This is a genomic window from Exiguobacterium sp. s91 (assembly GCF_018618915.1).
Lineage (GTDB): Bacteria > Bacillota > Bacilli > Exiguobacteriales > Exiguobacteriaceae > Exiguobacterium_A > Exiguobacterium_A abrahamii.
Window position 1 is genome coordinate 207605 of sequence record NZ_JACSMZ010000002.1, and the last position, 24492, is coordinate 232096.

A 24492-nucleotide genomic window follows, 5' to 3' on the forward strand; every position below is an offset into this window, starting at 1 on the left:
TTGCTCTTTTATAAGTGTATCTCTTAAAGCAAGACGCTGACGACGATTGCCGTCAAGACACTGACGAGTGTTGCGCCGTAGAGTAACTTCAGACCAAAACTAGCCGCAACGCTTCCTTGGCGGTCGTTCAATCCTTTAACCGCACCAGCGATGATTCCGATTGACGAGAAGTTCGCAAACGAGATCAAGAAGACAGAAACGATTCCGAGTGTGCGTTCCGAGAATTCTTTTGAGTATTCTGGAAGGCTCAACATCGCAACGAATTCGTTCGTAATCAATTTCGTTGCCATGACACTACCGGCACTGACAGCTTCCGCCCATGGAATACCCATGATGAAAGCGAACGGTGCAAAGATGTATCCGAGGATTTCTTGGAACGAGATGTTTAGAACCATCAAGAAGATATCGTTGACCATACCGATCAAGGCGTTATAACCGATCAACATCGCACCAACGATGATTGCGACTTTGAATCCATCCATGATGTATTCGCCGAGCATTTCGAAGAACGTTTGTTTTTCTTCGACGATTTCAAGAATATCTTCTTCAGGATCAACCGTGTATGGGTTGATGATCGAGACGATCATGAAACCACCGAACAAGTTCAATACGATTGCTGTAACGACATATTTCGGTTCTACCATCGTCATGTATGCACCGACGATCGACATCGAAACAGTCGACATCGCTGACGCACACAATGTGTAGAGACGATTTGCTGGTAATTGACCGATTTGTTTTTTGACTGTGATGAATACTTCTGATTGTCCGATCGCAGCTGAAGCAACCGCGTTGTAAGACTCAAGACGTCCCATACCGTTGACTTTTGATAGGACGAAACCGATACCGCGCATTAAGAGTGGTAAAATCTTCGTGAATTGTAGAATCCCGATCAAAGCAGAGATGAAGACGATCGGGAGCAAAACATTGATGAAGAATGGTTGTGCGCCTTCGTTCGCTAAACCACCGAAGACGAAATCAATTCCGATTGCCGCATAACTAAGCAGTTTTTCAAAGACTTTCGCGACGCCACGAATGACGATATATCCGAACGATGTATTGAGTAAAATGAACCCAAGTACGAGCTGAAGAACTAGCATGACCGCAAGCGGTTTCAATTTGATGCCTTTACGGTTACTGCTGACAAGGAGTGCCAAGCCGAAAACGATAGCCAGTCCGAGTAGTGCGATAAGATATTTCATGAAGTACCCCTCTATCTATTAGTTGTTTATCAGTTGTACATTCGTACGATGTCTGACGTTTAATCTCTTTCCAAGTAATAGAATAATCAATATTTCGAAGAACTACAAGAGGAAAAGTTCATTTAGTAACCGCTTTCGTTATTTTCATAGACTTTCAAGACAAACTTTTCCAAGCGTTCCCGAACATTGTCCTGACTAAGGTTTTGCCTTCCATATGCTTTCCACCCCGGATAGACGTCGATCGTTTCAGGTCCAAAATCAAAAACAGCCCGAATATCCCACGCGTGATCGTAAGAACGTTTCGTCTGTTTGAGGTAACTTTTTAAAAAATGATCCGCCATCTCAATGGATTCAAGCAAGGCAAGATTCAAACGACAATGCGCAAGGTCGACTTCAATGGGACCTACACACGCATTAATCCAATCAATCGTATGGCACGTTCCATTCATTTCGTATAACACATTGACCGGATGAAAATCCCGATGAATGAATCGGATCGTTTGACTTTCGTCCGGTTCGACCGCCAGTAGCTGACGCCATCTCTCCGGATGCTGCGTCCACGTCGGAACGTGACGTTCCGTCGCATACGGCTGATAGACATACCGAGATTCTGGTACCGGTAGCGCATGGATCGCCGCAAGCATTTGTGCCAGTCGATCGACATATTGCTCATCCACCTGATCAAGCCGGATCTCTCCCGGTGAGCGGGTCATATATAACCACGGCGGGACTTCGTCTCTAACATCGGTTTGATAGTCCAACACATCTGGTGCTAAGTCACCTGCTGCTTGTAACGCAAACATTTCATGCAAGACAAGGTCCGGCTCCTCATGTAGCCAGTCTTGATTCGTATGGACGCGAAGAATTCCCTCACCGACTCGAAAAACAAGGGAGGATGTCGCGCCTTTTAAGACTTCGACCTCTCCTCCCTCCTGTCCAAGCTGTTGCAAGATTTTCGTAAGGACAGCGGACGATATCATGATGTCACGCTGCCAATCAATAACTGGTCGATTTGCATCTTCTCATTCGCATGTTCGCGCAAGTCATGCAAAATTTCTTGCGGGAAGAACAGCTTCTCATCAGTCTGGCGTGACGTCGCAATGGCTTGAACGAGCGGTGAAACTTGCGAAATTTCTTTCATCTGTCCATCCTTCATCTGTAACATGATCGGTTGTTTGCTGATTTCCCCGTTGTCTCCATATAAATCGTAAGGAAGACGACTGAGTTTATCTTCAAGCAGATAATAGGTCGGATTCAAGCCGATTGCTTCAAACAACTCACACAGTTTATCGTGGACGAGTTCACGTTTTTCAGCCGGATAATCGACATACTTGAACAACTTCCGGTCAACGAATCGCCCCGATAGATCTGCAAGGATTGGATCCTGTTCATTCGCCCACTGCTGAAAATAGAAGTAGACGATTGTCTCATCCAGCCCAAGGAAATCACGCAACTCCATCTTCTGATCAAATAGCGGCATCAAATGGATTGGTGCAATCGCAAACGGATATGCGGACAGGTACAACTCCTGCGCCCGTTCGAGAATGGCTTTTAATAGGTAATCACTCGATCGTGTCACCGGATGCAGGTAGACTTGCCAATACATCTGATACCGCCGCATGATGTAGTCTTCGATCGAATGCATTCCGGATTGTTTGACGACCATCTGATTATGGGCTGGACGCAATACTCGAAGCATCCGCTCGAGATCGAATTTTCCGTAGCTGACACCGGCAAAATGCGCATCGCGCAATAAATAATCCATCCGGTCAACGTCGAGTTGTGAGCTGATCATCGTAACAAGCAGTTGATTCGGGTGCGTCTTGTTGATGATCGACGCTACTTCTTCCGCAAATCCGTCTCCGACTTGGTCGAGGACTTTCTTGATTTCCGTATCCCCGAGAATGATTCGCTCCGTCCACGTCTCGTGGTTAACACCGAAGACGTTCTCGAATGCGTGCGAAAACGGACCGTGTCCGACATCGTGTAAGAGTGCCGCAGCCAGTGTCAACTCCCGGTACTGATCGTCCCAATCGGCGCGACCGTTGAAGACATCGATCAGTTGACGCGTGATTTCATAGACACCGAGCGAATGATGGAACCGTGTGTGCTCTGCTCCATGAAACGTCAAAAAGGATGTTCCGAGTTGTTTAATCCGGCGTAGTCGCTGAAATTCACGCGTACCGATCAGTTGCCAAATCAACTGATCACTGACATAGATATAGCGATGAACCGGATCCTTGAAGACCTTCGTTTCCTTTAATTGTCCTAATGATTGATACATATGTTTCTCTCCTTTAAATCGTGTCTATGTCGTTGTTGTTCGGTTTTGTTTCCAAGGATTCCTGTCTCCCGCGGCGCTTCGCACAGAAACTTTACACACCCTGTGCTATAATGATGTCGCAAATCTACAATAAAGGAACGAGCCTATGGGAATCGAACTCTTAAAACAAGAACATTATCGTATTTTTGATCAAACGTCACTCGGAACTGCTTTCCATGCGACACAATCGTTTGCGATGGACGACACATTATGTGCCTCCGTTGCAACAGAAGGAGCCGCACTTCGCTCTTGGATTCACCACGAAACCGTCGTCCTCGGCATCCAGGATGCCCGTCTTCCTCATCTTACTGACGGTGTAGCCGTTCTGCATGAACATGGTTTCTCGCCCATCGTCCGTAACTCAGGTGGTCTTGCCGTCGTCCTCGACGCTGGTGTCTTGAATATTTCACTTGTCCTACCGGAACGCGGCGGCATCGATATCGACAGTGGTTACGAAGCGATGCTTGCGCTCGTCCGCCGTATGTTCGCACAAGAAACGGACGCGATCGTCGCTGGTGAAGTCGTCGGATCGTATTGTCCCGGTTCTTATGACTTATCGATTGCGGGTAAAAAATTCGCTGGTATCTCCCAGCGTCGTGTCCGTGGCGGAGTTGCCGTTCAAATCTATCTTTGTGTCAACGGAAGTGGAAGTCAACGCGCCGCTTTAGTCCGTGACTTTTACGAGGCAGCGCTTCAAGGTGAAACGACGAAATTCGTTTATCCGACCGTCGTGCCGGAAACGATGGCGTCACTCGAGGAACTGCTTGGTACTCCATTGACAGTCGAGGAGTGCTTACGTCGTGCATATGAAGCGTTACTTGCGCTCGGCGCTGATTTGACGCCCGCAACTTTGACGGAACTCGAGAATGAGCGTTTCGGCGTCAACTTGAGTCGGATGCTTGATCGAAACGAAAAAGCCCTAGGTTAAGAAAGGAGAGAACGTGATGATCCGATTGATCACAGATAGTGGTGCTGATGCACCAAAAGACATGTTAGATGCTTATGATTTTACGGTCATGCCATTCGGCGTATTGATCGACGAAGACACGTTCTTCGATGGAGAATCGATATCTCCGAAACAACTGTATGATAAGATGCGTGACGGTGCAGCACCAAAGACATTCCAAGCAGAAGTCAGCCGGATGGTCGAGGTGTTCACGCGTCACTTCGAGCAAGGGGATCCCTTCCTCTACCTCGCCTTCTCGAGCGAATTATCGGGAACATATCAAACCGCGAAGATGCTAGCAGAGGAACTCGCAGAAAAATATCCGAACGTTCCTTATCTCGTACTCGATACGAAAACCGCTTCGACAGGACAAGGATTGTTCGTTCTCGACGTCGCAGAATACGCACAAACGCATTCGTTTGAAGAAACAGTGGCTTATGCTGAAGCCAAGGTAAATACAATTCGTCATCTGTTTACAGTCGAATCACTCGAATATTTGATGCGCGGTGGACGTGTTTCGCGAGCTAGCGCCTTCATTGGTGGTCTCTTATCGATCTTGCCACTATTGACAGTCGAAGACGGGAAGTTGATTCCAAAAGAGAAGATCCGTGGTCAGAAAAAAGTCATGAACCGGATCGTCGAGTGGATGGAAGAAGCACGTCCCGCAATTGACGGACATCGAATCATGATTGGTCATGGGGATTCGATCGAACGCGCAGAACAATTAAAACAATTGATTGAAGCACAGTTTTCACCAAGCGAAGTCATCTTGACGATCGCCGGCGCAGCGATCGGTTCACATACAGGACCGGGACTCGTCGTCATTGGGTATGACCTTCCACGTTAACGGCACTCATTTTTATCTTATAGTACGACAAAATGGGACAGACTCTGTTTAGAGCCTGCCCCGTTTTTTTATGAATTGTATCCAAAGAACAGCAGTGCCATGCTTAATCCAAGCGAAGAGACGATGAACACGATCGCCATCCCACCCATTCCGAAGACTAACAGCTTCGGTAAATCACGTCGCTTCTTCAGAAGGGCAGTCAATAACCCGACGTTGATCAAGAGGACGACGAGGAACGGAAGCAACAGCATCCAACGTTCTTGCAGTAAAAATAAACTATCCATTTCTTTGCTCCCTTCTTTCAGACTCCAAGAATGGTCGGAATAGATCCAGACATAAGAAACGGAATAAGACATAAGCGAACAGAAGTGTCGATACTACTTCGAAACCAACATATCCGACATCACGCCACGTGATTCCTGTCGTCACCCCAGCGAACCAGTACGGGAAGTCGACCGTCAACAAACTGCACATCAAAGCGAGAACGGCTTCCTGACGTGTTTGTCGATCGTAAAATGAGTAAGATACCTTCTTCATGTTAAATATATTCGCGATTCCGTCATCCGATGTGTACCCTTTGATGATTCCAATGACGCCGCCTAGTACCGCTAGTGCATACCATGGAAGCGGCCAAGCGACATGAAAAAGCAGGAGTGCGAACACAATCAATAAGACGCGGATTGCCATCAGTCTTCTGTTTTCGACGCTGCCACCGCATCATGGGAATTCAAGTTGACCGTCAACGGTTTTGCTGTTCCTTTACCGGAGAAGTTCTCAATCAACTCTTTGACATCTAATCCTGACGACGCTTTTAACGTTTCTTGCAGTGACGCCATCAAATCCGTTGCGTAACCGGTGACACGGTTCGCACCGCCACCTTCACCACTACCTGTATCAACGACTGTAATTTTATCGATGTTGCCGAGTGGTGCTGCAATCTCTTTCGCGTACTCTGGCATCATCCGAATGACCATGTCGAGGATCGCTGCTTGTCCGAATTGTTCGAACGCCTGCGCGATTTTTTCTTTTGCTTCTGCTTCCGCAAGACCTTTCAAACGAATGATCTCCGCTTCTGTTTCCCCTTGCGCCCGCTCCGCGTCCGCTTTCGCAAGACCATCCAGACGAATTCGTTCTGCATCTGCTTTTGCCGATGCCTCGATCCGGTATTTCGTTGCATCTGCTTCCGCATATTGCTTCGCACGGTCCGCTTGGGCAGCTTGCTCAATCGAGTAACGATCGGCATCGGCGCGTTTTTTGACTTCCGCATCATATTGTTTCTCACGACGGAGGATTTCGCGTTCTTCGAGCTCGATTTGTTTTTGACGCTCGATGATTTTGATTTGCATCTGTTGCTCCGTGACTTCTTGTTGCGCGCGTGCATTCTCAAGATCATACGCTTGGTCGGCTTTCGCCTTCGCAATATCTTGTTCGCGGCGGTAGTCTGCCATCTTCAACTGATTTTCTTTTTCCGCTTCAGCGATCTCGGTCGCACGTTCAAGTTCTGCTTTTTTCGCATCTTTTGAAGCTTCCGCCCGCTTGATGCGTGTCTCTTTTTCCGCGTCTGCCGTTGCGATATCCGCATCCCGGCGAACCTGTGCAATCCGCGGTTTCCCGAGGGATTCTAAGTATCCGTTCTTGTCACGGACGTCTTTAATCGTAAACGAAACGATGACGAGTCCCATCTTCGCCAGGTCTTGAGACGCGACCCGCTGGACTTCTTGTGAGAACTTATCACGGTTCTTATAAATTTCTTCGACGGTCATCGACCCGAGAATCGAACGCAAGTGTCCTTCAAGGACTTCACGTGCTTCGCCTTCTCGCTCCTCCTTTGATTTTCCGAGGAACTGCTCCGCTGCCGTCGCAATCTCAGAAATCGAGCTCCCGATCTTGATGATCGCTGTACCGTCTGCCATGACCGGTACACCTTGCTCCGTATAGACTTCGGGTGTCGTGACTTCGAGTTTACTCGATAACAAGCTCAGTGGTGTCGCTTGTTGGAAGACAGGTAACACAAATGTTCCGCCGCCGCGAATAATCTTCACTCGGTTGCCGGACTCATCGGTATTGACGTTGCGTCCTCCGAGATAACTACCCGATACGATCAACGCTTCTTCCGGACCAACTGTTCGGTACTTCGTAATGAATAGGACGATCAATGCAACAATCAACGCGACCGCGACGATCGATACGATTAATACTGGATTCATAAAAACATCTCCTTTTTCCATTGATGGGGATACGTCACGACAGACGCGACGCCTTGTTTGATCTCGATGACGAGCACCTTCGTGCCTTGTGGTAAAGCAGGTCCTTCAAACAGGACGGCTGACTTCGATACGCGTCCTGAGACGTCATCGAGTAAGATTTCACCATATCCTTCAGTCGGAATCGGCACGATGACGGTTGCACTGCGTCCTTCTAGCATCTGTTCCGAAAATCCAAGCGACTGTTCGGCTTGTGCCATCGGAACGAATAAAAAGATATGCATCAGCGTCGTCACTAATAACGCAATCACACTACTGATGATTAAAATCAATATCGAACGAAGCGGACTGAGCTGTTCGAGTCCGAATCCGATCGCTGACGTGATGATGACAAAAGATAAGATCAACGTGGGATGAAAGATTTGATCGACGCCTGGAATGACGTCTGAGAATAGGATGGACACAAACACACCACAAGCAGCGGCCGCTAACGCATATAAATAAAGTGTACTAACGTCCATCTTCGTTCACCTCGATGTAAGGATGTGAGCCATACAGTTCGTGGTAAGCCCTTAGATAAGCAGTCCGGTTTTCCTCAAACAATAAACGAGCCAATTCTTTGTCTCGTTGATCGATTGCCTCTTCTTGACGGCGTAAGTATTTTTTCTGTGCGGCAAAATGACGTGCTAATCTTGCCTCAATCGACGGTTCTCGTTCACGCTGCAACTCCTGCTTCATCGCTCCACTCCTTTCTGAAGTACTGGCTTTCTTTCTCTTCTACGCTTATTTTTTAGAAAATGTTTCAAAATGAATTCCATTTCTTTTCCTTTCATTAAAAGAAAAAACGCTCGTCCCATACAGAGGACAAACGTTTTTGAATAATTAGCGTTTATGAACGATTTGGTCGACGAACAATCAGACCGTAATAGAGGATGAGCGCCAGGCAATCTAAGGTCATGATGATCAACCCCATCGGAACAGCCGATTGCTCTCCCATGATCCCGACGAGTGGTGACACGAGCGAACCGACGAGCATTGGCAAGAGCCCTAGAAGAGCCGAGGCACTGCCTGCCGTTGCTCCGTAATTTTGCATCGCTAAGGTAAAACCGAGCGTCGAGATCAAACCGACGCTTGAAACGACGAAAAACAGTGGAATCATGACGAAGATCAGCTGATCCGTTAACGTCAAGGCGAGGAACAATAAGATACTCGCACTCGCAACGATCGTCAAACTGATTCGCATCAGCCGCTCTGAATCGACACGACCAGCAAGGCGACCAGCGATCTGTGCTGCTAAGATGATTCCGATTCCGTTTAAACCGAACAAAAAACTGAACTGTTGCGGCGAAGCGCCATAAATATTTTGTAAGACGAATGGTGAACCCGAGATGTAGGCAAACATCGCGCCCATGACGAATGCTTGCGCGAACGCATAGCCGATGAAGACGCGATCCGTCAACAAGCGTCCGAACGTCTTCAACGTCGTCGTCAGGTTTCCTTCGACACGTCTATCAAGCGGAAGCGTTTCCGGTAAACGGAGTGCGACGGCAAGTAACATCATTGTGCTTAAAATCGCAAGCAAGTAGAAGACGAAATGCCAGTCACCGAACCGAAGCAACTGTCCCCCGATGACGGGTGCGAGAATCGGTGCCGTTCCGTTGACGAGTGACAAGGCAGCAAAAAACCGCGTCAATTCAGGTCCGTCAAACAAGTCACGAACGATTGCCCGGGAAATGACGATTCCTGACGCTCCAGCTGCCCCTTGGATGAATCGAAGCGCGATCAACACTTCGATCGTCGGTGCCATCGCACAGGCGAGAGAAGCGAGCAGATATGCGAGCAGAGCAACCATCAGCGGTCGTTTACGTCCGCGAACGTCACTCAGCGGACCAACAATCAATTGTCCGAGCGCCATTCCGAGCATACAAGCCGTCAAACTTAATTGGATCAGTGATGCACTCGCATCAAACGAGCGTGACATATCCGGAAAAGCAGGTAGATACATGTCGATCGAGAGCGGTCCGAGTGCAGCGAGTGAACCGAGGATCAAGATCAACGTTAAGCGGCGTGGGGTCATGGTTTCTTTCGTCATGACGTCACGTAATCCAAATCATGCAAGACATAAGCGAGGAAAAAGACGACCGATGGATTTTCATATGTCATTTGAACCTTTTTGAGTTGTGCGCGGTAACCGGTCTCATACTCGACCCCGTTCAACTTCCGTTCCATGTTCATTTTAATCAATGCGTCGAGTTTATCGATCACATCGACCATCTGTCCTTCGTATGTCTCGTCTTTTGCTTCAACGACGAACCGACGGAACGGTGCTCGGATTTCTTTCGGTAGATTATTGATCAACGTCTCTCCTTCTGCCCGTTCGTAAGCTTCGAAGGCTGCTGCTGTGACCGGTGTCGCATGTTTGACAGGTCCAAGAACATCTCCTGTCGTTCCTTCAACGAGATCATGACACAAGAGACGCGAGACGACTTCTTCGATGTCGATCGTGACGCCGTACTTCTCTGATTCAATCAGACCATTGAAGATACCAAGCGAGGCTGCTCGAAACGCATGTGTCGCGTCGTTATCATCAATCGTATTGAAACGTCCTTTCCAGCGCCGAATCGTATCCATCATCAAGACGTTTTCAATGAAATGAGACATCTCATCCTCTTCCATGACCGACTGTGTCAAGCGACGGATTGAAACGAGTGGGTGTCGTTCTAGAACAGCCTGTAATTCAGTTGCTTTTTGTTCGAAAAAGACGGACTCCGTCATCCGTGCTTCCCTTCGTGCGTACAACATCGCATCGAACGTATCGATGGCTTCGACGATCCGTCCTTCCGGTGATTCATCTTCTGCATGTACGAGGTATGTCGTGAACGCTGGTTGAAGCGACTTTGAGAGTAAGGCAACAAGCTGTTCACTTGCTTGTTGTTCCATTGCCTGAATGTGTGCATGTAACGTTGGTTCTTTTTTTGTCCGGTGTTTAATGGGTCCAGTGATGACTTCATTCATATCATGGAATAGAGCTTTTCCGAGCAATGTCAGGCGATCGACTGGTGTTTGCCCGTCTGCTTCTTCTAAATAGCTTGCCATCAAACTGAATAAGGCAACACGAAAGCTGTGACTGGCTGCGTTATCCGGAAAACGTGGTGCATATTCATCCCATCGTGGAACGTTTTGCATCCGCGTCAGCATCCTAATGAAATTACCGTTTTGCATGAAATCTCTCCTAACGAAAGACGGACAGAGAGTACCCTGCCCGCCATTGTATTATTTTGCTGATTTGGTTGAACTGCTTCCGCTACGGAACCAACCAATGATTAAAATCAGAGCAAGTACGACCCAGAAGATCGTTTGCCATAGTGTACTCTCTGGAAACTCATGCGGCAAGACGTCGATCGACGGATGCGCGAGTGTCATGACGACCAGTTTTACACCAACCCATGCGACGAGCCAAAAGGCAGCTTCTTCGATGCCTGGTCGCTTTTGGAGCAAGACGACGAACCAGCTCGCGAAGTAACGCATGATGACGAGACCAATGATCCCACTGAAGAAGACGACCCAGAATTGTCCTGTATTCAGACCACCGATCGTTCCACCAATCATCGGTAATGTCGTTGCCATGGCGACAGCAGCAAGCGTTGAATCGACCGCAAACGCTAAATCAGAGAACTCGACTTTAACGACGGTCCACCAAAAGTTCGGTGAGGCTTTTTGTGAGGCAATCGTGTCCGGTACTTGGTGTTTATTCGATCGTGCCTCGACGATTCCTTTAAACGCGACATAAAAGAGATAAATCGCCCCGAGTGCTTGAAGTTCCCAAATCGTCGCTAAGTACGAAGCAAAGAAGATTGCCACGAAACGTAAGACGAGTGCTCCGACGAGACCATAGAAAAGCGCCTTTTTACGTTGATCGTCTGGTAACGGTCGGACGAGGACCGCCATGACCATCGCATTGTCGGCGGATAGTAATCCTTGCAAAATGATCAGTACGAGCCCGACGGTCGCATACTGTGTAATTAATCCAATATCCATACTAACGAATCCCCTTTATTGTTCAGTCTATTTATTATATGCCGGTCGATCGGAAAGAAAAAGATGAAAGCTCGACTCAAGTACTTAACCTTGTGTTTTATTCCCATTGTTTAAGAAAACCTAACACAAAAAAACGACCCGTCATCGACGGATCGTTTCCATTTCTTATAAGTTTTGATCAACTTTCTTTTCAGCATCTGGATTTGGTTTCGTTTTTGGTGAAGAGAACCAACCCCAAAGAGCAAGACCGACCATGACTGTCCAGAAGAAAGCCTGCCACGGTGTACTGTGGGCAAATCCTTCAGGAAGTTTTAAGGCTTCAAAGATTGTTCCTTCGATTGATGCGTGGTATTTCGGGTGTTCGAGCGCAAGAACGGCTAGCTTCACACCAACCCAGGCAACAATCGCAAACGCTGCTGTCTCAAGACCTGGACGCTCTGCGAGTAATTTAACAAAGACACGTGCTGCGAAACGCATCAAGACGACACCCATCAAACCACCTGTTAAGATGACGATGAAGTGACCTGTGTTCAAACCACCGATTTCGCCTGATCCCCAGTTTGGAAGGGCAACGGCAAGTGCTACTGCTGCAAGAATCGAATCGACAGCAAACGCTAAGTCTGCGAATTCGATTTTCGCGACTGTCCGCCAGAATTCACCTTTTGAAACTGGCTCTTCCGACTTCGGTTCTTCATCTAGCTCATTTTCAGCCCCATGGTTCTCACCGAGCTTTCTGGCTTTAACGGTCTTATAAATATGCCGTAGTCCCATGATGAGCAAGTACGCCGCTCCAAGTGCTTGGATTTGCCAAATATCGACGAGGAACGAAATCGCGAACAATGCCGCGAATCGTAAGACGAACGCTCCAGCTAGTCCATAAAAAAGTGCTTTCTTTTGTTGTTCTCCTGGTAAGTGCTTGACCATGACCGCGAGTACGAGTGCATTATCCGCTGAAAGTAATCCTTCAAGCGCGATCAAGACGAGTACGACCCAGGCATACTGTAATAATAACTGCCAATCCATCTCTGTCATCCCTTTCTCTTACTACCTGTAAAATAAAAAAACTTCAATTATTGACCATGACGAAAAAACAATGATTACACGTTCACCTGAACATATACTATAGGATAGTATACCCGATTGCAAGTAAGTTATTCCTACAGATATAGAATGTGTCGATTTTGAGTCGTGCGAGTTTCGTTTATCGAACGTTCGTGATAAAATTCAAGACAATACTTCTAGCGATGAAAAGATGAAACACATTTGCGGAATCATCAGACTTGCTCGTCTCTAGCATTCCTGTCATGTTATTACTATTGAAACACTACAAAAGGACAAAGGGGCCAATGAATATGTCTACCTACCCGATTACGTTACCAACAAAAGAAGAGCGCCATAAGCTGTTCGGTTCGGTACCACCAATCAAAGGAACAAAACCGACTGAAAAAGATAAGATGGTCGACTTGCAAAATACACCGAAGAACTTCTTGTTCGCACTAGACGCTGTCGGAATCTCAAACGTCAAACATCCTGTCGTCATCCAAGACGGAGACAACACACAAGCGACTGTGGCGACATTCGAATTGTCGACATCACTCGTACAAGATCGTAAAGGGATCAACATGAGCCGTTTAACGGAACAACTCGATCAATACCACAACGAAGGTTGGACGGTCACGAACGAGTCACTCATTCAATTCGCGCGTGATTTAGCAGACCGCATGGAACAAACGGAAGGTCAATTGACGATCCGTTACCCATGGTTCTTCACACGTAAAGCACCTGCAACAGGTCTTAGCGGCTTGATGAATGCTGAAGTATGGCAAACGGTCAGCGTCAACACGGAAACGGACGAAGCGACGTTGTCTGTCGGCTTGACGATCAACGTCACGACACTTTGCCCATGTTCAAAAGAAATTAGCGAATACAGTGCTCACAACCAACGTGGTTACGTCACGATGGAAGCATCGTTACGTGATGAAGCAGAAGACTTTGACTGGAAACAATCATTGCTTGATGCAGCTGAATCCAATGCCTCAGCGCCACTTCACCCAGTACTCAAACGTCCGGATGAAAAACGCGTGACAGAGATGGCATACGAAAACCCACGTTTCGTAGAAGACATGGTTCGCTTGATTGCTGCTGACTTGTACGAAATGGACCCAATTGCTTCGTTCTACGTCGAATGCCGTAACGAAGAAACGATTCACCAACATGACGCGATCGCACGGATCACGTTCGATAAAGACGCACAATAAGTAAGTCTGCCGTACTCCCTCTTAAACCGAGCGAGTACGGCTTTTTTGTGTGCCGGCATTGCTCTCCCTTTTGCGAGCGTTTACACTTAACTCGAATGGAGGAATGCACATGTTGGAACTGATTCCTTTTTTACTCGAACGACTCGGTATCATGATCATCTTAGCGTTCATCCTCGCCCAGTGGGGACCGACACGACGGCTGCTGCGTCAACCGGAAGCGGGCTGGCAATTTCGTGTCCTCGTCCTGTTTTTTGCGACGTACGGTATTTTAAGTAACTATACAGGGGTCAAAGTCGACTTAGCTGAATTCTTACCTCATGCTTGGCTCGAAGAAGTCGACGGGACATCAGCGATTGCAAACACACGAACGATGATCGTCGTCATCAGCGGATTGCTCGCTGGTCCGCTCGGTGGATTGATAACCGGATTGATTGTCGGGGTTCACCGGTATTCCCTCGGCGGATTCACAGCGTTCGCTTGCGCGCTTTCCACCGTCATCGCCGGTGGTGTCAGCGGTCTCTTACGATCCTATTGGCGCGACCGCCTCAGTAGCCAAGCGTTATTGCCCGTGTGTCTGACTGCTTTTTTAATGCTGTTTGAAATGTCATTGATTTTACTATTCGCCCGCCCCTTTGATGCGGCAGTCGAACTCGTCCAGTTCATCTTCGTACCGATGACACTGATCAACGTCCTCGGTGTCTGGTTGTTCTTATCGATCATCCGTCTTGCTGCACGAGAAGAGGAAACGGTTCGGGCACGAGAAGCAGAACGGTCGTTGCATATCGCCGATTTGACGCTTCCGCATCTGACGCGTGGTCTACATATCCATACGGCAGAAGCTGTCGCGGAAATTCTGTTGCAGCAAACGCGAGCCGAAGCCGTCTCACTGACGGATCGTTCCGTCATCCTGGCCCATATCGGTATCGGGAGCGACCACCATCAAGCTGGGAGTCACTGGACGACGAAACCGACCGAGCATGTCTTGCAGGACGGACAAGTCCGTCTTGTGACGGAACGACTCGATATCGGCTGTCCCGTAACGGATTGTCCGCTTCAATCCGGCATCATCGCTCCGCTCATCGTCGGGGAAACGACGATCGGGACGTTGAAAGTCTATTATCCTCATGCCGAATTGCTCGACGCCGTCGAAGTCGAACTCATTGAAGGGTTAGCGAAATTGTTCTCGACACAACTAGCACTCGGGAATGCCCAGCGGCAAGCCGGTTTACTGAAAGATGCCGAGATCCGGGCACTCGAAGCACAAATTCACCCCCACTTCCTGTTTAATGCGATCAATACGATTTATGCACTGTGCCGGACGGATGTCGAACAAGCACGCACGTTGTTGCTCGAATTGTCGACGTTCTTCCGCAGTAACCTCCAAGGCGCACGATCGACGAAAATTCCGCTCCAAAAGGAACTCGAGCACATCGAAGCATACACATCTCTTGAAGCCGCTCGTTTTCCGAATCGTCCGTTTCTCGACATTGATTTAGCAGACGAGACGACGTCTTTACTCGTTCCACCGTTCATCTTACAACCGTTGATCGAAAATGCGTTCCTTCATGCGTTTTCTTCTGAACAGACAGGATATGTCGGTGTGACGGCATGGTGTGAGGCAGACCAGCTGTGTCTCGAAGTCGTCGACAACGGAAGCGGCATTGACGCTTCGCGCCTTGCTCGTCTCGGTCGAGAAGTCGTTCCGTCCTCGGGCACCGGTACCGCATTATTCAATACGGCAGAACGGATTCGAAGTTTATATGGTGAAAAGGGACAGTTTACGATCACGAGTGACGGTCAAAACGGCACAACGATCGCGATTCGTCTCCCGATTGAACTCAGAAAGGAGATCCAGCATGCGCACCTTGTTGATTGAAGATGAACCGCTCGCACGCGACGAGCTCCGTTATCACGTGACCGCAGCCGGTCTTGAAGTCGTCGGGGAAACCGGCAGTGTCGAGGAAGCCGAACGACTCGTTCGCTCCCTTCAACCCGACTTAGTCTTTCTCGATATCGAGCTAACGGACGGAAGTGGTCTTGAAGTCGCCAAACGCTTGAAATCGATGCCACGTCCACCAGCTTTGCTGTTCGTGACGGCATATGATGCTCATGCGCTTGAAGCGTTTGAGCTCAATGCCTATGATTACATCTTGAAACCGTATGATCCGGCACGGATTGTTCGTGCGATTGAAAAAGTTGCGCGACCGCTTCCGAAAAAAGCACCTCGACTTGAACGTTTAGCCGTTGAGACGGGCGAACAACTGAAATTATTGTCTCCTCAAGATATCGATTACATCGTCGCTGAGAACGGGAAGACGAAGATCGTCACGGAACATGAGGCGTATCCATCGAACGAGACCTTACTCGAACTCGAACGAAAGCTTCAAGATCATCGCTTTTTACGAGTTCATCGCTCATATCTCGTCAACTTATCAGCAATCGATGCCATCGAACCTTGGTTCAACGGAGCCTACAACTTAAAAATTCATCAGATTGATGTGCCAGTCAGTCGGACGTATGTCAAACTACTGAAAGAAGCGCTCGGTATTTAAGCGCTTCTTTTTTTGTGATTCAAGGTCCATTTTCAACCTTTCATCGAACAAAACCGACAACTCATCTAAAAATCAAAGAAAGCGCTTCCATAACTTGTATACTAAATCCATCATAGTTCATTCAAGAGGAGGAATTTTAGATGAGCGCTACTCCAATCGTTATTGCTGTCATCTGTATCTTATTAATCGCGTATCGTCTCTACGGCACGTTCATGGCTGCGAAAGTCTTAAAAATCAAAGATGATCGCGAAACGCCCGCTCATAAATTAGCGGATGGAAAAGATTACGTCCCAACGAACAAATGGGTCTCGTTCGGACACCATTTTGCGGCAATCGCTGCTGCCGGTCCACTCGTCGGACCTGTCCTTGCTGCTCAGTTCGGATATCTCCCCGGCTTACTGTGGCTCTTAATCGGTGCCGTCATCGGTGGAGCGGTCCATGATATGGTTGTTCTTTTTGCCTCGATGCGCCAAGACGGTCAGTCGCTGTCTGAAGTCGCTAAAAAAGAGCTGGGACCAGTCGCTGGTTTTTGTGCCGGTCTGGCGATGCTCTTCATCATCACGATCACGATGGCCGGTCTATCGATGGTCGTCTTGCACGCACTTGAACATAACCCATGGGGTACATTCGCTGTCTTCTCGACGATTCCGATCGCGATGTTCGTTGGGATTTACTTACGTAAAGGTGGCAATCTAGCACTTGCTTCAACAGTTGGTTTCTTACTGATTTTAGCGGCAATTGGTTTTGGTCCTCAGTTAACGGAAACATTCATCGGTGACTGGTTCGACCTTTCATCCCGTCAACTCGCGATTGCTTTACCGATTTATGCGTTCTTTGCCGCTGCACTGCCAGTGTGGCTCTTACTCGCACCTCGCGACTATTTATCGAGTTTTATGAAAATCGGTGTCTTTCTTGCTTTGATCGTTGGTGTCTTCATCATCAACCCGGACATTCGATTCCCAGCATTCACGAAGTTCGTTGATGGTGGTGGTCCAATCATCGCTGGTCCAGTCTGGCCATTCATCTCGATCACGATTGCCTGTGGTGCGATCTCTGGTTTCCACGCTTTCGTAGGTTCTGGTACGACACCGAAGATGATCAATCGGTGGAGTGACATCAAACCGGTTGCTTTTGGTGCCATGCTCGTCGAATGTCTCGTTGCCGTCATGGCATTGATCGCTGCGACATCGCTTGAAGTCGGTGATTACTTCGCCATCAACTCAACTCCTGAAGTATTCGCGACACTCGGCATGAGCACGGTCTATCTTGATGATCTATCCCGTGAAATCGGTCTCGATCTGGCAGGTCGAACAGGTGGTGCCGTCTCACTCGCTGTCGGTATGACGTTCATCTTCCGCGCCATCCCATGGTTCAAAGAAATTGCCGGTTTCTTCTTCCAATTCGTCATTTTGTTCGAAGCGGTCTTCATTCTGACAGCAATCGATGCCGGAACACGCGTCGCCCGTTACTTGATTCAAGATTTCTTCGGAGAGTTCTACAAACCACTCAAACGTGTCGACTGGATTCCAGGTGCCATCTTCGCTTCGGCACTCGGAACGTTCTTCTGGGGCTATCTCCTGTTCTCGGGTGATATCGGTTCGATTTGGGCATTATTCGGGGTATCGAATCAGCTGATGGCGTCGATTGGCTTGATCATCGGAACGACGATCATCTTGAAAATCGCCGACAAAAAAATCTATGCGCTGACGACGTTCATTCCGCTCGTCTATCTTCTGATCACGGTAACGTTCGCGGATATCTGGATGGTTGCAAACGTCTATGCGAATCCCGATTCTCCAGGTTTCAGCATCTTGAATACGGTCTTGTCGGTCACGATGGGATTGCTCGCGATTGTCATCACGATCTCAGCCGTCAAGAAATGGATTGAACTGTTGAATTCACCTCGTTGGGAAAATCAAAAACGATCTGCGTAAGCGGATTGGTCATATGACAAAAGGCAGTGGACGCATCCACTGCCTTTTTCGTATCTCATTTTTAAAACGGATTATAAAAGCGATTACCATCATAGAAAGTGACGACGAATGACAAAACCGTCAAAAGTAGCACACAGCCGATCGCGACATAATCGATTCGTGTCATCGTCTGTTGGTTGTACCACGTTCGCTTTCGTCCGGCACCGAATCCACGGAGATCCATCGCATTGCTGACGGTCTCAATCCGCTCCAAACTCGTAAATAGCAACGGAAGTAAAATCTGGATGCTATTGCGTGCCCGCTGCCAAAGGGAGCCGTGTGAGACAGCAATCCCTCGTGCTTCTTGAGCGTTCGCGATCGTCCGGAAATCAGATTGAACGTCCGGAATATAACGGAGCGCTAAGGAGACCGCAAATGCGATCTTATACGGAACACCAATCCGATTCAAAGAAGAAGCGAACTCCGTCGGATGGGTCGTGACGAGAAACAACACAGCAATCGGAACGATCACACTGTATTTTAAGATTAAATTGAACAGATAAAATAATTGTTCTGCGGTCATCGTAAATCGTCCGATTCCTTCAAGTAAGACGTGACGCGATCCGTAGATTGCCACGCCCTGCTCTGGTTCGAACAGATAAACAGCGAGCGCATTAATCAGGACGAAAATCGCTGTAAAGATCAAGACGAAGCGGACTTCCCGAAACTGGATACGCGACAATCGGAATAACACGATACTGACTAACCCCATTACAAGTAAGACACGTGTATCATAGGTGAACATCGTTGCTGTCGTAAATAATAAGAATCCGATCAGTTTCGTCGTTCCCGTCAATCGATGAATCGGTGACGTTTTTTCAATATAGCCAAGCATTTCTACAGCCATTGTTCCCGCTCCTTTCGCTCCGCCGTAATCACGGACTCGACGAATCGTTCCGGATCGACTTCGAGGTGTTGCGCTAGCGTAAAGAGCGATGTTTGTTTTAAATGGGCATGATGCAGCAATTGTTCTTGATTCAGCAGTCCAAATGATGTTCCAGCATAACGGATACGCCCAGCTTGCACGAGGCAGACTTGATCGCTGTATTCTAAGACGAGATGCATGTCGTGCGTGATGATGAGTAACGTCATTCCGTCCTGCTTCAATCCTTCTAAAAAGTCCATCATATCCGAATAATGCCGATAATCTTGACCGGCTGTCGGTTCGTCCAGAATCAGAATATCCGGTCGTCGAACGAGAATCGAAGCGATCGTCACCCGTTTCTTCTGACCAAAACTCAGTGCCTGAATCGGCCAATTGCGAAACGGATACAATCCACAGCGACGTAACGTCTGCTCGAGACGCTCGTTTTCTTCCGCCTCACTCAATCCGAGAGCCTGCATCCCGTAGCGAATTTCTTCCTGCACGAGGTGTTTTGAAATCATATGATTCGGGTTTTGCAGGACGAATCCGATCGTTCCTGCTCGCTCTGCGATCGATTGGTTCGTGATGTCGGTTCCGTCCAGTAAAATCCGACCGCCTGTCGTCCGTTGATAACCACTCAACACTTTCGCAAGCGTGGATTTTCCGGCACCATTCTGACCGACGATCGTCGTCAGCGTTCCCTTTTGAAAAGAGGCTGTCACATTCTCAAGCACTGGCGTTCCTTGGCGATAATGAAACGCCAACTGCTCAAGTTCAAGCAATGCAGTAGAGGTTTCAGTCTCTTTTTGAGCAGCTTTCTCTAAACGCTCTAACACGTTCGTCTGGTTGAATCGCTTTAAAAAGGGATCGATGCGGCTAGGCTGGTCTGAAGGTTGAACGGCAAGCCCAGCCCAGCGTGCGGCACTGACATAGAGAGGTTCACGTAAAATCGCTTGTTGAAGCACGCCATTGCTTAAGATGATATCAGGATGGTCATCAGCGATGATTTCGCCGTCGACCATGACGATGATGCGGTCAAACGGAATGACGAGTACATCCTCGATTCGATGTTCGACGACGATCAGTGTGCGGTTCGTATCACGTTGCAGTCGATCCATAAGCGCCATCGCTTCTTGTCCCGCTACCGGATCGAGATTCGCGAGCGGTTCATCAAACAGTAAAATGTCCGCATCTTCGACGAGGACTCCGGCTAATGCTGCCCGTTGCCGTTGTCCGCCTGATAGATCATTCAATCGTGCGTGCAAGAGCGTCTCGACATCCGTCATTCGTGCGACGCGTTCGACGATTTCCTGCATTTCTGGTCGCCTAGTCTGTTTGTTCTCGAGCGAAAAGGCGATGTCTTCGCCAACCGATAAACCGACGAACTGCGCATCTGGATCCTGTAACACCGTGCCAATATGCAACGAACGATCAAATAACGATAACTCCCGGGCATCTTGTCCTTTGATCAGGACCTGTCCTTCCCACGTTCCCGGGTACGAGAACGGAATCAACCCATTGATGCACTGGGCGAGCGTACTTTTTCCTGAACCCGACGGTCCAACGATTAAGATGCGTTCTCCTGCTTGAATCGTTAATTGAATCTGCCGGAGTGTCGGTTCCGACTGACTCCGATATGTAAATGAAAAATCCTGAAATTCAATCACGTTTGTCATGTCTTTCTCCCCCCAAGCCAAATGAGCTATGATCCTGCCGACTCTTCGCACAGGATCATAGCTCATTCGGTCAAACTTCGCGTTTCAAGCTGCCTGCTTTACTTCTTGTTTTGGCATACGTGACGAGCAACAACGTTCCAATGACACCGACTGTCAAGATATTTGATGTCGCAGCGACAGCACCTTGGACGAAGACTTTATTCGCTGGCTCCGAGTAAATTAAGATATCGAGTACCGGTGCGATGATGATCCAACCGATCGCTTGCACGATGGCTTGTGTCGCATTGAATAAGACGATTTTACGTGTCGTCAATCCACCTTCTTCTAAGCGAATCCGGTTAGCGATCAATCCGATACCAAACCCGACGAAGCCGGAGACGATGACCCAACTCCACCACGGGGAACCATATAAAATTGCATCTTTTAATCCATGACCGATTAAACCAATCAAACCGGCTGTGACCGGTCCGAACAAAACTGCCATGAATGCGAGAAATGCATAGGCTGTCTCGATTGACGTGTTCGGTACGCCTGTCGGAATCGCAGCGAATCGACTTAAAATGATGAATACAGCTGCTCCGATCCCGGTTGCGACGATCTGTTTTGTCGTAAATCCTTTCATGTTCGATCTCCTCCTTTGATTTGTTGTACGTTAACACTCCAATCATTTCCGATCCCAACCTCAAATGCATGCGCAAACGAACCTTGATTCAAGGCAAGAGCAATCTGATCTAGCGAATTGATGTAAACGACGCCTGAACCGACTGGTACGTCGGCGAACGAATGACCAAAGAGCAGTGTCTGTTCATAGACGATTCGTTCCCGATACGAAATCATTACCTTGACGTGGCTGCCGATGTCGAGACCCGCCTGACGGACGAGAGCGACCGGAATATTCGTCCAGACATTTCCGAAGCGAACATCGAGAATCTCGACAATACCAGTAACACCGCTGTCCGACGACGAGGCAACTGTCCGATCGAGCAAAACGATGTCCGAAGCAGGTAAAACAGGTCCCACTTCCTCGAAGGTGATGACATGGCTTGATAATCGAGCTCCCGTGAAGGCAAAGATATCTCGTCCGTGGAACGTATACGATTCCCCCATCCGCGGTAAGCGATGCCGTCGATCATCGAGTTGCCTCACTTCAGCAATGTATCCGGCTTGCCAAAGATGCGTCAACGTCCCATTATCCGGTGTGATGATGTATTGATTCGCATGCGTCCGCGCGACGACACTCTTTCGACTTGATCCGACTCCTGGATCAACAACAGAAACGAACACCGTTTGCTCCGTCCAGTACGGTACCGTCTGCAGTAACCGATAGGACGCTTCCCAAATGTGGAAGGGCGGAATGTCGTGCGTCAAATCAAAAATCCGAATCTTTGGATTGATGCTGTGGGCTACTCCATACATCGCACTCACTGCCCCGTCACTCACGCCAAAGTCTGATTGCAATACCAATGCTTCTGCCATCTCGTCATCCTCCTCCTGCGCGAACGTCCCCACAAAAAAAGACACCACGCCCTCATCTCTCAGGACGTGATGTCTGATCACGTGGTACCACCTTCGTTCATGGCTCAACTCACGTTCAGCCACCTCTAGGAGTACGAGACTCCATGGAATGCTAACGGTATCCGTCCTACCGGTCGGTTCTACTGATGAACACGGTTCACGTTCTTCCGACTGCTCCGGGACCATCTTCAAATGACGAAATCGTCTCATTTCCAGCAACAGAGACTCTCTATCGATTTCTGATCACTTTACTCTTCCCGTCTACGCATGCAGATTTAGTTGTCTGAAAATTTAAATTAATAGTACAACCGTTTCATTCCTGACGCAAGGTTTTTTATTCAGAAATTTTTAAATTCGTCGTCCGGATCGTTCCCCATGGTGACACATCCGCACTGACTTCTAGTGCTTTAGCTTTCTCGTATTGTTTTCCGCTTCCCTGTTCGACATAATACTGCGTCAACTGTGGAATCGACACGTATTGATCGTAATAGTCGCCAGCAACACTTCCGAAGAATCGTTCATTCGAAATCCGGTCGATTTGAGCATAACCAGAAGCATCTGTCTTGAAGCTGACATAAACACGTCCATTTTGAATCGTCGGACCTGGTTTTAAATCCGGATACTGAAGCATCACGTATTCACCGTAAACGGGATCAAACGGATCAAACGGCTCTGCCCGAAAACGGTACGATGTTCCGAACCAGGAGGTCGCAAAAAAGCTGACGATCAACAGACCAACGGCGCACGTCTGCAATACAGGCATTAGATAGCGCTTCATGACGTCACACCTCCTCTACGGCGTAACCACCATAAGACACCGGACAATAGGAAGATGAGGAGCGCACCGATGAGGAAAAACAAAGACATGTTTAAACGATCCCACGCATAGATGACGTATATCGCGATTTGAACGAGAATGAAATAGAGGAAGGCTGGCCAGATGACGGCATGACGACGTTCTTGATACAACAGATACAGTAGCGCGGATAGTTCAACGAGAATGGCGAGTAGAATGGCCTGTTCATCAAGCCACAGGACTCCAACGAATCCAAGCGGAACGATAAACAATAAGGAGCGACGTTTTTGATAGAGGAAAATTCCTAACCCGATGGATACGATAGCTAGCAGAATCGCTTCTGTCATGGATGGTAATGCGGCATTTGATTCCGCACGTACAGACAGATAGACGATCGAACTGATGGCAGCAACGACCAGATAGACCATTTCGACGATCCGGCGATTGGACTCCTCACGAACAAGCCAGAGAACTGGAACGAGTAAAAATAGCGTCCAGACCGGCCACAGGAATCCGTCATATGATACAAGGAGAAACAAGGAGAGACCACTGAAGAAGAGAAACAGCCAGCTAAACAAAAGCGATGGCAGACGTTGACTGAAGTAAAACCAACTGAACGACAACACGACCATCAGACCGAACGACGTCCAGTCGAGATAACTCGCCTGTTCTTGACCAAAACCACCGAGACTCGTGAAGATCGTCCATCCGGAAAGGAAGGCTACGACACCGTATGCTTCATGACGCCAAAGCATATAATGCACTAATGCGGCGACAAACATACACCAACTGAGCAGTGATCCTTCCATCGGCAAGTGAAAACTTTGAACAACTACGAGAATCGAGGCGCCAAACGCTAGGATTCCACCGATTCGAAAGACGACCGGATGAAGAATACGACGACGTTCCGAAAGATCCGCCATGATGTAACAAATCCACATGAGTGCTACGACAAGTCCGATTTTCCAGCCGATCGGCATCGCTTGCCAGTTGGCAGCTAAAAAGCTGAATACAGCCAAGACGACGAAGGTCCCTCCAACAATCAACAAGAGCGGGAGGCGTTGTTTCGTTGAATGTTGCTTTTCGTAGTTCATGATTCGTTCGACGGTTGATTCATCCAACAGACCCGCATCCTGCCACTCACGTATCTTGCGTAACTGCTTCACCGTACCCACCTCCTTCGAAGTGTTAGATACTTATTATTTTCCCGTTTTAACCCCGTCTCAAGCCCGGATTCACAAGGATTCCAAGCTATTTGTTCAGTTCGTCACAGAATAGTGACAGACGAAAAAAAGCA

The 24492-nt window shown here is 48.3% G+C and carries 24 protein-coding genes; 6 read left to right on the plus strand and 18 right to left on the minus strand.

What is annotated here, in order from left to right:
- Window positions 1-23: 23 nt before the first annotated feature.
- The 3 genes from KNQ06_RS12495 to KNQ06_RS12505 all read right to left on the minus strand — a co-directional run bounded on the left by KNQ06_RS12495 (window position 24) and on the right by KNQ06_RS12505 (window position 3486).
- Window positions 24-1202 carry a NupC/NupG family nucleoside CNT transporter gene (locus tag KNQ06_RS12495; RefSeq protein ID WP_023466789.1) on the minus strand — a complete coding sequence of 393 codons (1179 nt, stop codon included), beginning with the start codon at window positions 1200-1202 and terminating at the stop codon, window positions 24-26.
- Between the two features lie 122 nt (window positions 1203-1324).
- Complete coding sequence (locus KNQ06_RS12500; protein WP_214805897.1) at window positions 1325-2182, minus strand: phosphotransferase family protein; 858 nt, start codon at window positions 2180-2182, stop codon at window positions 1325-1327.
- Window positions 2179-3486 carry an HD domain-containing protein gene (locus tag KNQ06_RS12505; protein WP_075642766.1) on the minus strand — a complete coding sequence of 436 codons (1308 nt, stop codon included), beginning with the start codon at window positions 3484-3486 and terminating at the stop codon, window positions 2179-2181. Before KNQ06_RS12505 ends, KNQ06_RS12500 begins: the two co-directional genes overlap by 4 nt.
- A gap of 145 nt (window positions 3487-3631) precedes the next feature.
- On the opposite strand from KNQ06_RS12505, the gene lipL reads away from it, so the two are divergent.
- On the plus strand, window positions 3632-4453 hold the full coding sequence (gene lipL / locus KNQ06_RS12510) for an octanoyl-[GcvH]:protein N-octanoyltransferase (protein WP_215148485.1): 822 nt from the start codon (window positions 3632-3634) through the stop codon (window positions 4451-4453).
- A gap of 16 nt (window positions 4454-4469) precedes the next feature.
- Window positions 4470-5318: a DegV family protein gene (locus KNQ06_RS12515; RefSeq protein WP_075642768.1), complete on the plus strand. Its 849-nt coding sequence runs from the start codon at window positions 4470-4472 to the stop codon at window positions 5316-5318.
- A 68-nt stretch (window positions 5319-5386) separates the two neighbouring features.
- Here the strand turns inward: KNQ06_RS12515 and KNQ06_RS12520 are convergent, their stop codons facing one another.
- The 9 genes from KNQ06_RS12520 to KNQ06_RS12560 all read right to left on the minus strand — a co-directional run bounded on the left by KNQ06_RS12520 (window position 5387) and on the right by KNQ06_RS12560 (window position 12583).
- The gene (locus KNQ06_RS12520) at window positions 5387-5602 is read right to left on the minus strand and encodes a hypothetical protein (RefSeq protein ID WP_149426666.1); all 216 of its coding nucleotides are present in this window, start codon (window positions 5600-5602) and stop codon (window positions 5387-5389) included.
- Window positions 5595-6005 (minus strand): hypothetical protein, encoded by a 411-nt coding sequence (locus KNQ06_RS12525; RefSeq protein ID WP_214724859.1) that lies wholly within the window; start codon window positions 6003-6005, stop codon window positions 5595-5597. The genes KNQ06_RS12520 and KNQ06_RS12525 overlap by 8 nt, the downstream gene beginning before the upstream one ends.
- Complete coding sequence (locus tag KNQ06_RS12530; protein ID WP_023466783.1) at window positions 6005-7525, minus strand: flotillin lipid rafts scaffold protein FloT; 1521 nt, start codon at window positions 7523-7525, stop codon at window positions 6005-6007. Before KNQ06_RS12530 ends, KNQ06_RS12525 begins: the two co-directional genes overlap by 1 nt.
- Window positions 7522-8043, minus strand: a complete 522-nt coding sequence (locus tag KNQ06_RS12535) for an NfeD family membrane protein (RefSeq protein WP_064300503.1) — start codon at window positions 8041-8043, stop codon at window positions 7522-7524. The genes KNQ06_RS12530 and KNQ06_RS12535 overlap by 4 nt, the downstream gene beginning before the upstream one ends.
- Window positions 8033-8260 (minus strand): hypothetical protein, encoded by a 228-nt coding sequence (locus KNQ06_RS12540; protein WP_064300502.1) that lies wholly within the window; start codon window positions 8258-8260, stop codon window positions 8033-8035. The genes KNQ06_RS12535 and KNQ06_RS12540 overlap by 11 nt, the downstream gene beginning before the upstream one ends.
- A 151-nt stretch (window positions 8261-8411) precedes the next feature.
- Window positions 8412-9614, minus strand: a complete 1203-nt coding sequence (locus tag KNQ06_RS12545; RefSeq protein ID WP_195866186.1) for a multidrug effflux MFS transporter — start codon at window positions 9612-9614, stop codon at window positions 8412-8414.
- Window positions 9611-10744 carry a YfbR-like 5'-deoxynucleotidase gene (locus KNQ06_RS12550; RefSeq protein WP_215148487.1) on the minus strand — a complete coding sequence of 378 codons (1134 nt, stop codon included), beginning with the start codon at window positions 10742-10744 and terminating at the stop codon, window positions 9611-9613. Before KNQ06_RS12550 ends, KNQ06_RS12545 begins: the two co-directional genes overlap by 4 nt.
- A gap of 51 nt (window positions 10745-10795) precedes the next feature.
- Window positions 10796-11560 (minus strand): TerC family protein, encoded by a 765-nt coding sequence (locus tag KNQ06_RS12555; protein ID WP_029343196.1) that lies wholly within the window; start codon window positions 11558-11560, stop codon window positions 10796-10798.
- Between the two features lie 165 nt (window positions 11561-11725).
- Window positions 11726-12583 carry a TerC family protein gene (locus KNQ06_RS12560; protein ID WP_035399265.1) on the minus strand — a complete coding sequence of 286 codons (858 nt, stop codon included), beginning with the start codon at window positions 12581-12583 and terminating at the stop codon, window positions 11726-11728.
- 329 nt (window positions 12584-12912) lie between these two features.
- Between KNQ06_RS12560 and folE2 the strand changes: the two genes are divergently transcribed.
- The 4 genes from folE2 to KNQ06_RS12580 all read left to right on the plus strand — a co-directional run bounded on the left by folE2 (window position 12913) and on the right by KNQ06_RS12580 (window position 18304).
- The gene (folE2, locus tag KNQ06_RS12565) at window positions 12913-13818 is read left to right on the plus strand and encodes a GTP cyclohydrolase FolE2 (RefSeq protein ID WP_035399184.1); all 906 of its coding nucleotides are present in this window, start codon (window positions 12913-12915) and stop codon (window positions 13816-13818) included.
- Window positions 13819-13927: 109 nt separating this feature from the next.
- Window positions 13928-15694, plus strand: a complete 1767-nt coding sequence (locus KNQ06_RS12570; protein ID WP_215148489.1) for a LytS/YhcK type 5TM receptor domain-containing protein — start codon at window positions 13928-13930, stop codon at window positions 15692-15694.
- Entirely contained in the window at window positions 15675-16370 is a 696-nt protein-coding gene (locus tag KNQ06_RS12575; RefSeq protein ID WP_029343193.1) for a LytR/AlgR family response regulator transcription factor, read from the plus strand. The genes KNQ06_RS12570 and KNQ06_RS12575 overlap by 20 nt, the downstream gene beginning before the upstream one ends.
- A 140-nt stretch (window positions 16371-16510) precedes the next feature.
- Window positions 16511-18304: a carbon starvation CstA family protein gene (locus KNQ06_RS12580; RefSeq protein WP_029343192.1), complete on the plus strand. Its 1794-nt coding sequence runs from the start codon at window positions 16511-16513 to the stop codon at window positions 18302-18304.
- Between the two features lie 61 nt (window positions 18305-18365).
- On the opposite strand, the gene KNQ06_RS12585 is transcribed toward KNQ06_RS12580, so the two are convergent.
- The 6 genes from KNQ06_RS12585 to KNQ06_RS12610 form a co-directional block, all read right to left on the minus strand.
- The gene (locus tag KNQ06_RS12585) at window positions 18366-19190 is read right to left on the minus strand and encodes an energy-coupling factor transporter transmembrane component T family protein (RefSeq protein ID WP_023466770.1); all 825 of its coding nucleotides are present in this window, start codon (window positions 19188-19190) and stop codon (window positions 18366-18368) included.
- Complete coding sequence (locus KNQ06_RS12590) at window positions 19181-20884, minus strand: ABC transporter ATP-binding protein (protein WP_215148491.1); 1704 nt, start codon at window positions 20882-20884, stop codon at window positions 19181-19183. Before KNQ06_RS12590 ends, KNQ06_RS12585 begins: the two co-directional genes overlap by 10 nt.
- A 70-nt stretch (window positions 20885-20954) precedes the next feature.
- Window positions 20955-21506, minus strand: a complete 552-nt coding sequence (locus tag KNQ06_RS12595) for an ECF-type riboflavin transporter substrate-binding protein (protein ID WP_058704610.1) — start codon at window positions 21504-21506, stop codon at window positions 20955-20957.
- The gene (locus KNQ06_RS12600) at window positions 21503-22360 is read right to left on the minus strand and encodes an SAM hydrolase/SAM-dependent halogenase family protein (protein WP_215148493.1); all 858 of its coding nucleotides are present in this window, start codon (window positions 22358-22360) and stop codon (window positions 21503-21505) included. The genes KNQ06_RS12595 and KNQ06_RS12600 overlap by 4 nt, the downstream gene beginning before the upstream one ends.
- A 373-nt stretch (window positions 22361-22733) precedes the next feature.
- Window positions 22734-23177: a GDYXXLXY domain-containing protein gene (locus tag KNQ06_RS12605; protein ID WP_215148495.1), complete on the minus strand. Its 444-nt coding sequence runs from the start codon at window positions 23175-23177 to the stop codon at window positions 22734-22736.
- Window positions 23174-24361: a DUF2157 domain-containing protein gene (locus KNQ06_RS12610; RefSeq protein ID WP_149426657.1), complete on the minus strand. Its 1188-nt coding sequence runs from the start codon at window positions 24359-24361 to the stop codon at window positions 23174-23176. Before KNQ06_RS12610 ends, KNQ06_RS12605 begins: the two co-directional genes overlap by 4 nt.
- Between the last annotated feature and the right edge of the window lie 131 nt (window positions 24362-24492).

Bases quoted from the DNA above. Each gene is read 5' to 3' on its own strand.
- KNQ06_RS12495 (WP_023466789.1), bottom strand. From the start codon at position 1,202: ATGAAATATCTTATCGCACTACTCGGACTGGCTATCGTTTTCGGCTTG.
- KNQ06_RS12500 (WP_214805897.1), bottom strand. From the start codon at position 2,182: ATGATATCGTCCGCTGTCCTTACGAAAATCTTGCAACAGCTTGGACAG.
- KNQ06_RS12505 (WP_075642766.1), bottom strand. From the start codon at position 3,486: ATGTATCAATCATTAGGACAATTAAAGGAAACGAAGGTCTTCAAGGAT.
- lipL (WP_215148485.1), top strand. From the start codon at position 3,632: ATGGGAATCGAACTCTTAAAACAAGAACATTATCGTATTTTTGATCAA.
- KNQ06_RS12515 (WP_075642768.1), top strand. From the start codon at position 4,470: ATGATCCGATTGATCACAGATAGTGGTGCTGATGCACCAAAAGACATG.
- KNQ06_RS12520 (WP_149426666.1), bottom strand. From the start codon at position 5,602: ATGGATAGTTTATTTTTACTGCAAGAACGTTGGATGCTGTTGCTTCCG.
- KNQ06_RS12525 (WP_214724859.1), bottom strand. From the start codon at position 6,005: ATGGCAATCCGCGTCTTATTGATTGTGTTCGCACTCCTGCTTTTTCAT.
- KNQ06_RS12530 (WP_023466783.1), bottom strand. From the start codon at position 7,525: ATGAATCCAGTATTAATCGTATCGATCGTCGCGGTCGCGTTGATTGTT.
- KNQ06_RS12535 (WP_064300503.1), bottom strand. From the start codon at position 8,043: ATGGACGTTAGTACACTTTATTTATATGCGTTAGCGGCCGCTGCTTGT.
- KNQ06_RS12540 (WP_064300502.1), bottom strand. From the start codon at position 8,260: ATGAAGCAGGAGTTGCAGCGTGAACGAGAACCGTCGATTGAGGCAAGA.
- KNQ06_RS12545 (WP_195866186.1), bottom strand. From the start codon at position 9,614: ATGACGAAAGAAACCATGACCCCACGCCGCTTAACGTTGATCTTGATC.
- KNQ06_RS12550 (WP_215148487.1), bottom strand. From the start codon at position 10,744: ATGCAAAACGGTAATTTCATTAGGATGCTGACGCGGATGCAAAACGTT.
- KNQ06_RS12555 (WP_029343196.1), bottom strand. From the start codon at position 11,560: ATGGATATTGGATTAATTACACAGTATGCGACCGTCGGGCTCGTACTG.
- KNQ06_RS12560 (WP_035399265.1), bottom strand. From the start codon at position 12,583: ATGGATTGGCAGTTATTATTACAGTATGCCTGGGTCGTACTCGTCTTG.
- folE2 (WP_035399184.1), top strand. From the start codon at position 12,913: ATGTCTACCTACCCGATTACGTTACCAACAAAAGAAGAGCGCCATAAG.
- KNQ06_RS12570 (WP_215148489.1), top strand. From the start codon at position 13,928: ATGTTGGAACTGATTCCTTTTTTACTCGAACGACTCGGTATCATGATC.
- KNQ06_RS12575 (WP_029343193.1), top strand. From the start codon at position 15,675: ATGCGCACCTTGTTGATTGAAGATGAACCGCTCGCACGCGACGAGCTC.
- KNQ06_RS12580 (WP_029343192.1), top strand. From the start codon at position 16,511: ATGAGCGCTACTCCAATCGTTATTGCTGTCATCTGTATCTTATTAATC.
- KNQ06_RS12585 (WP_023466770.1), bottom strand. From the start codon at position 19,190: ATGGCTGTAGAAATGCTTGGCTATATTGAAAAAACGTCACCGATTCAT.
- KNQ06_RS12590 (WP_215148491.1), bottom strand. From the start codon at position 20,884: ATGACAAACGTGATTGAATTTCAGGATTTTTCATTTACATATCGGAGT.
- KNQ06_RS12595 (WP_058704610.1), bottom strand. From the start codon at position 21,506: ATGAAAGGATTTACGACAAAACAGATCGTCGCAACCGGGATCGGAGCA.
- KNQ06_RS12600 (WP_215148493.1), bottom strand. From the start codon at position 22,360: ATGGCAGAAGCATTGGTATTGCAATCAGACTTTGGCGTGAGTGACGGG.
- KNQ06_RS12605 (WP_215148495.1), bottom strand. From the start codon at position 23,177: ATGAAGCGCTATCTAATGCCTGTATTGCAGACGTGCGCCGTTGGTCTG.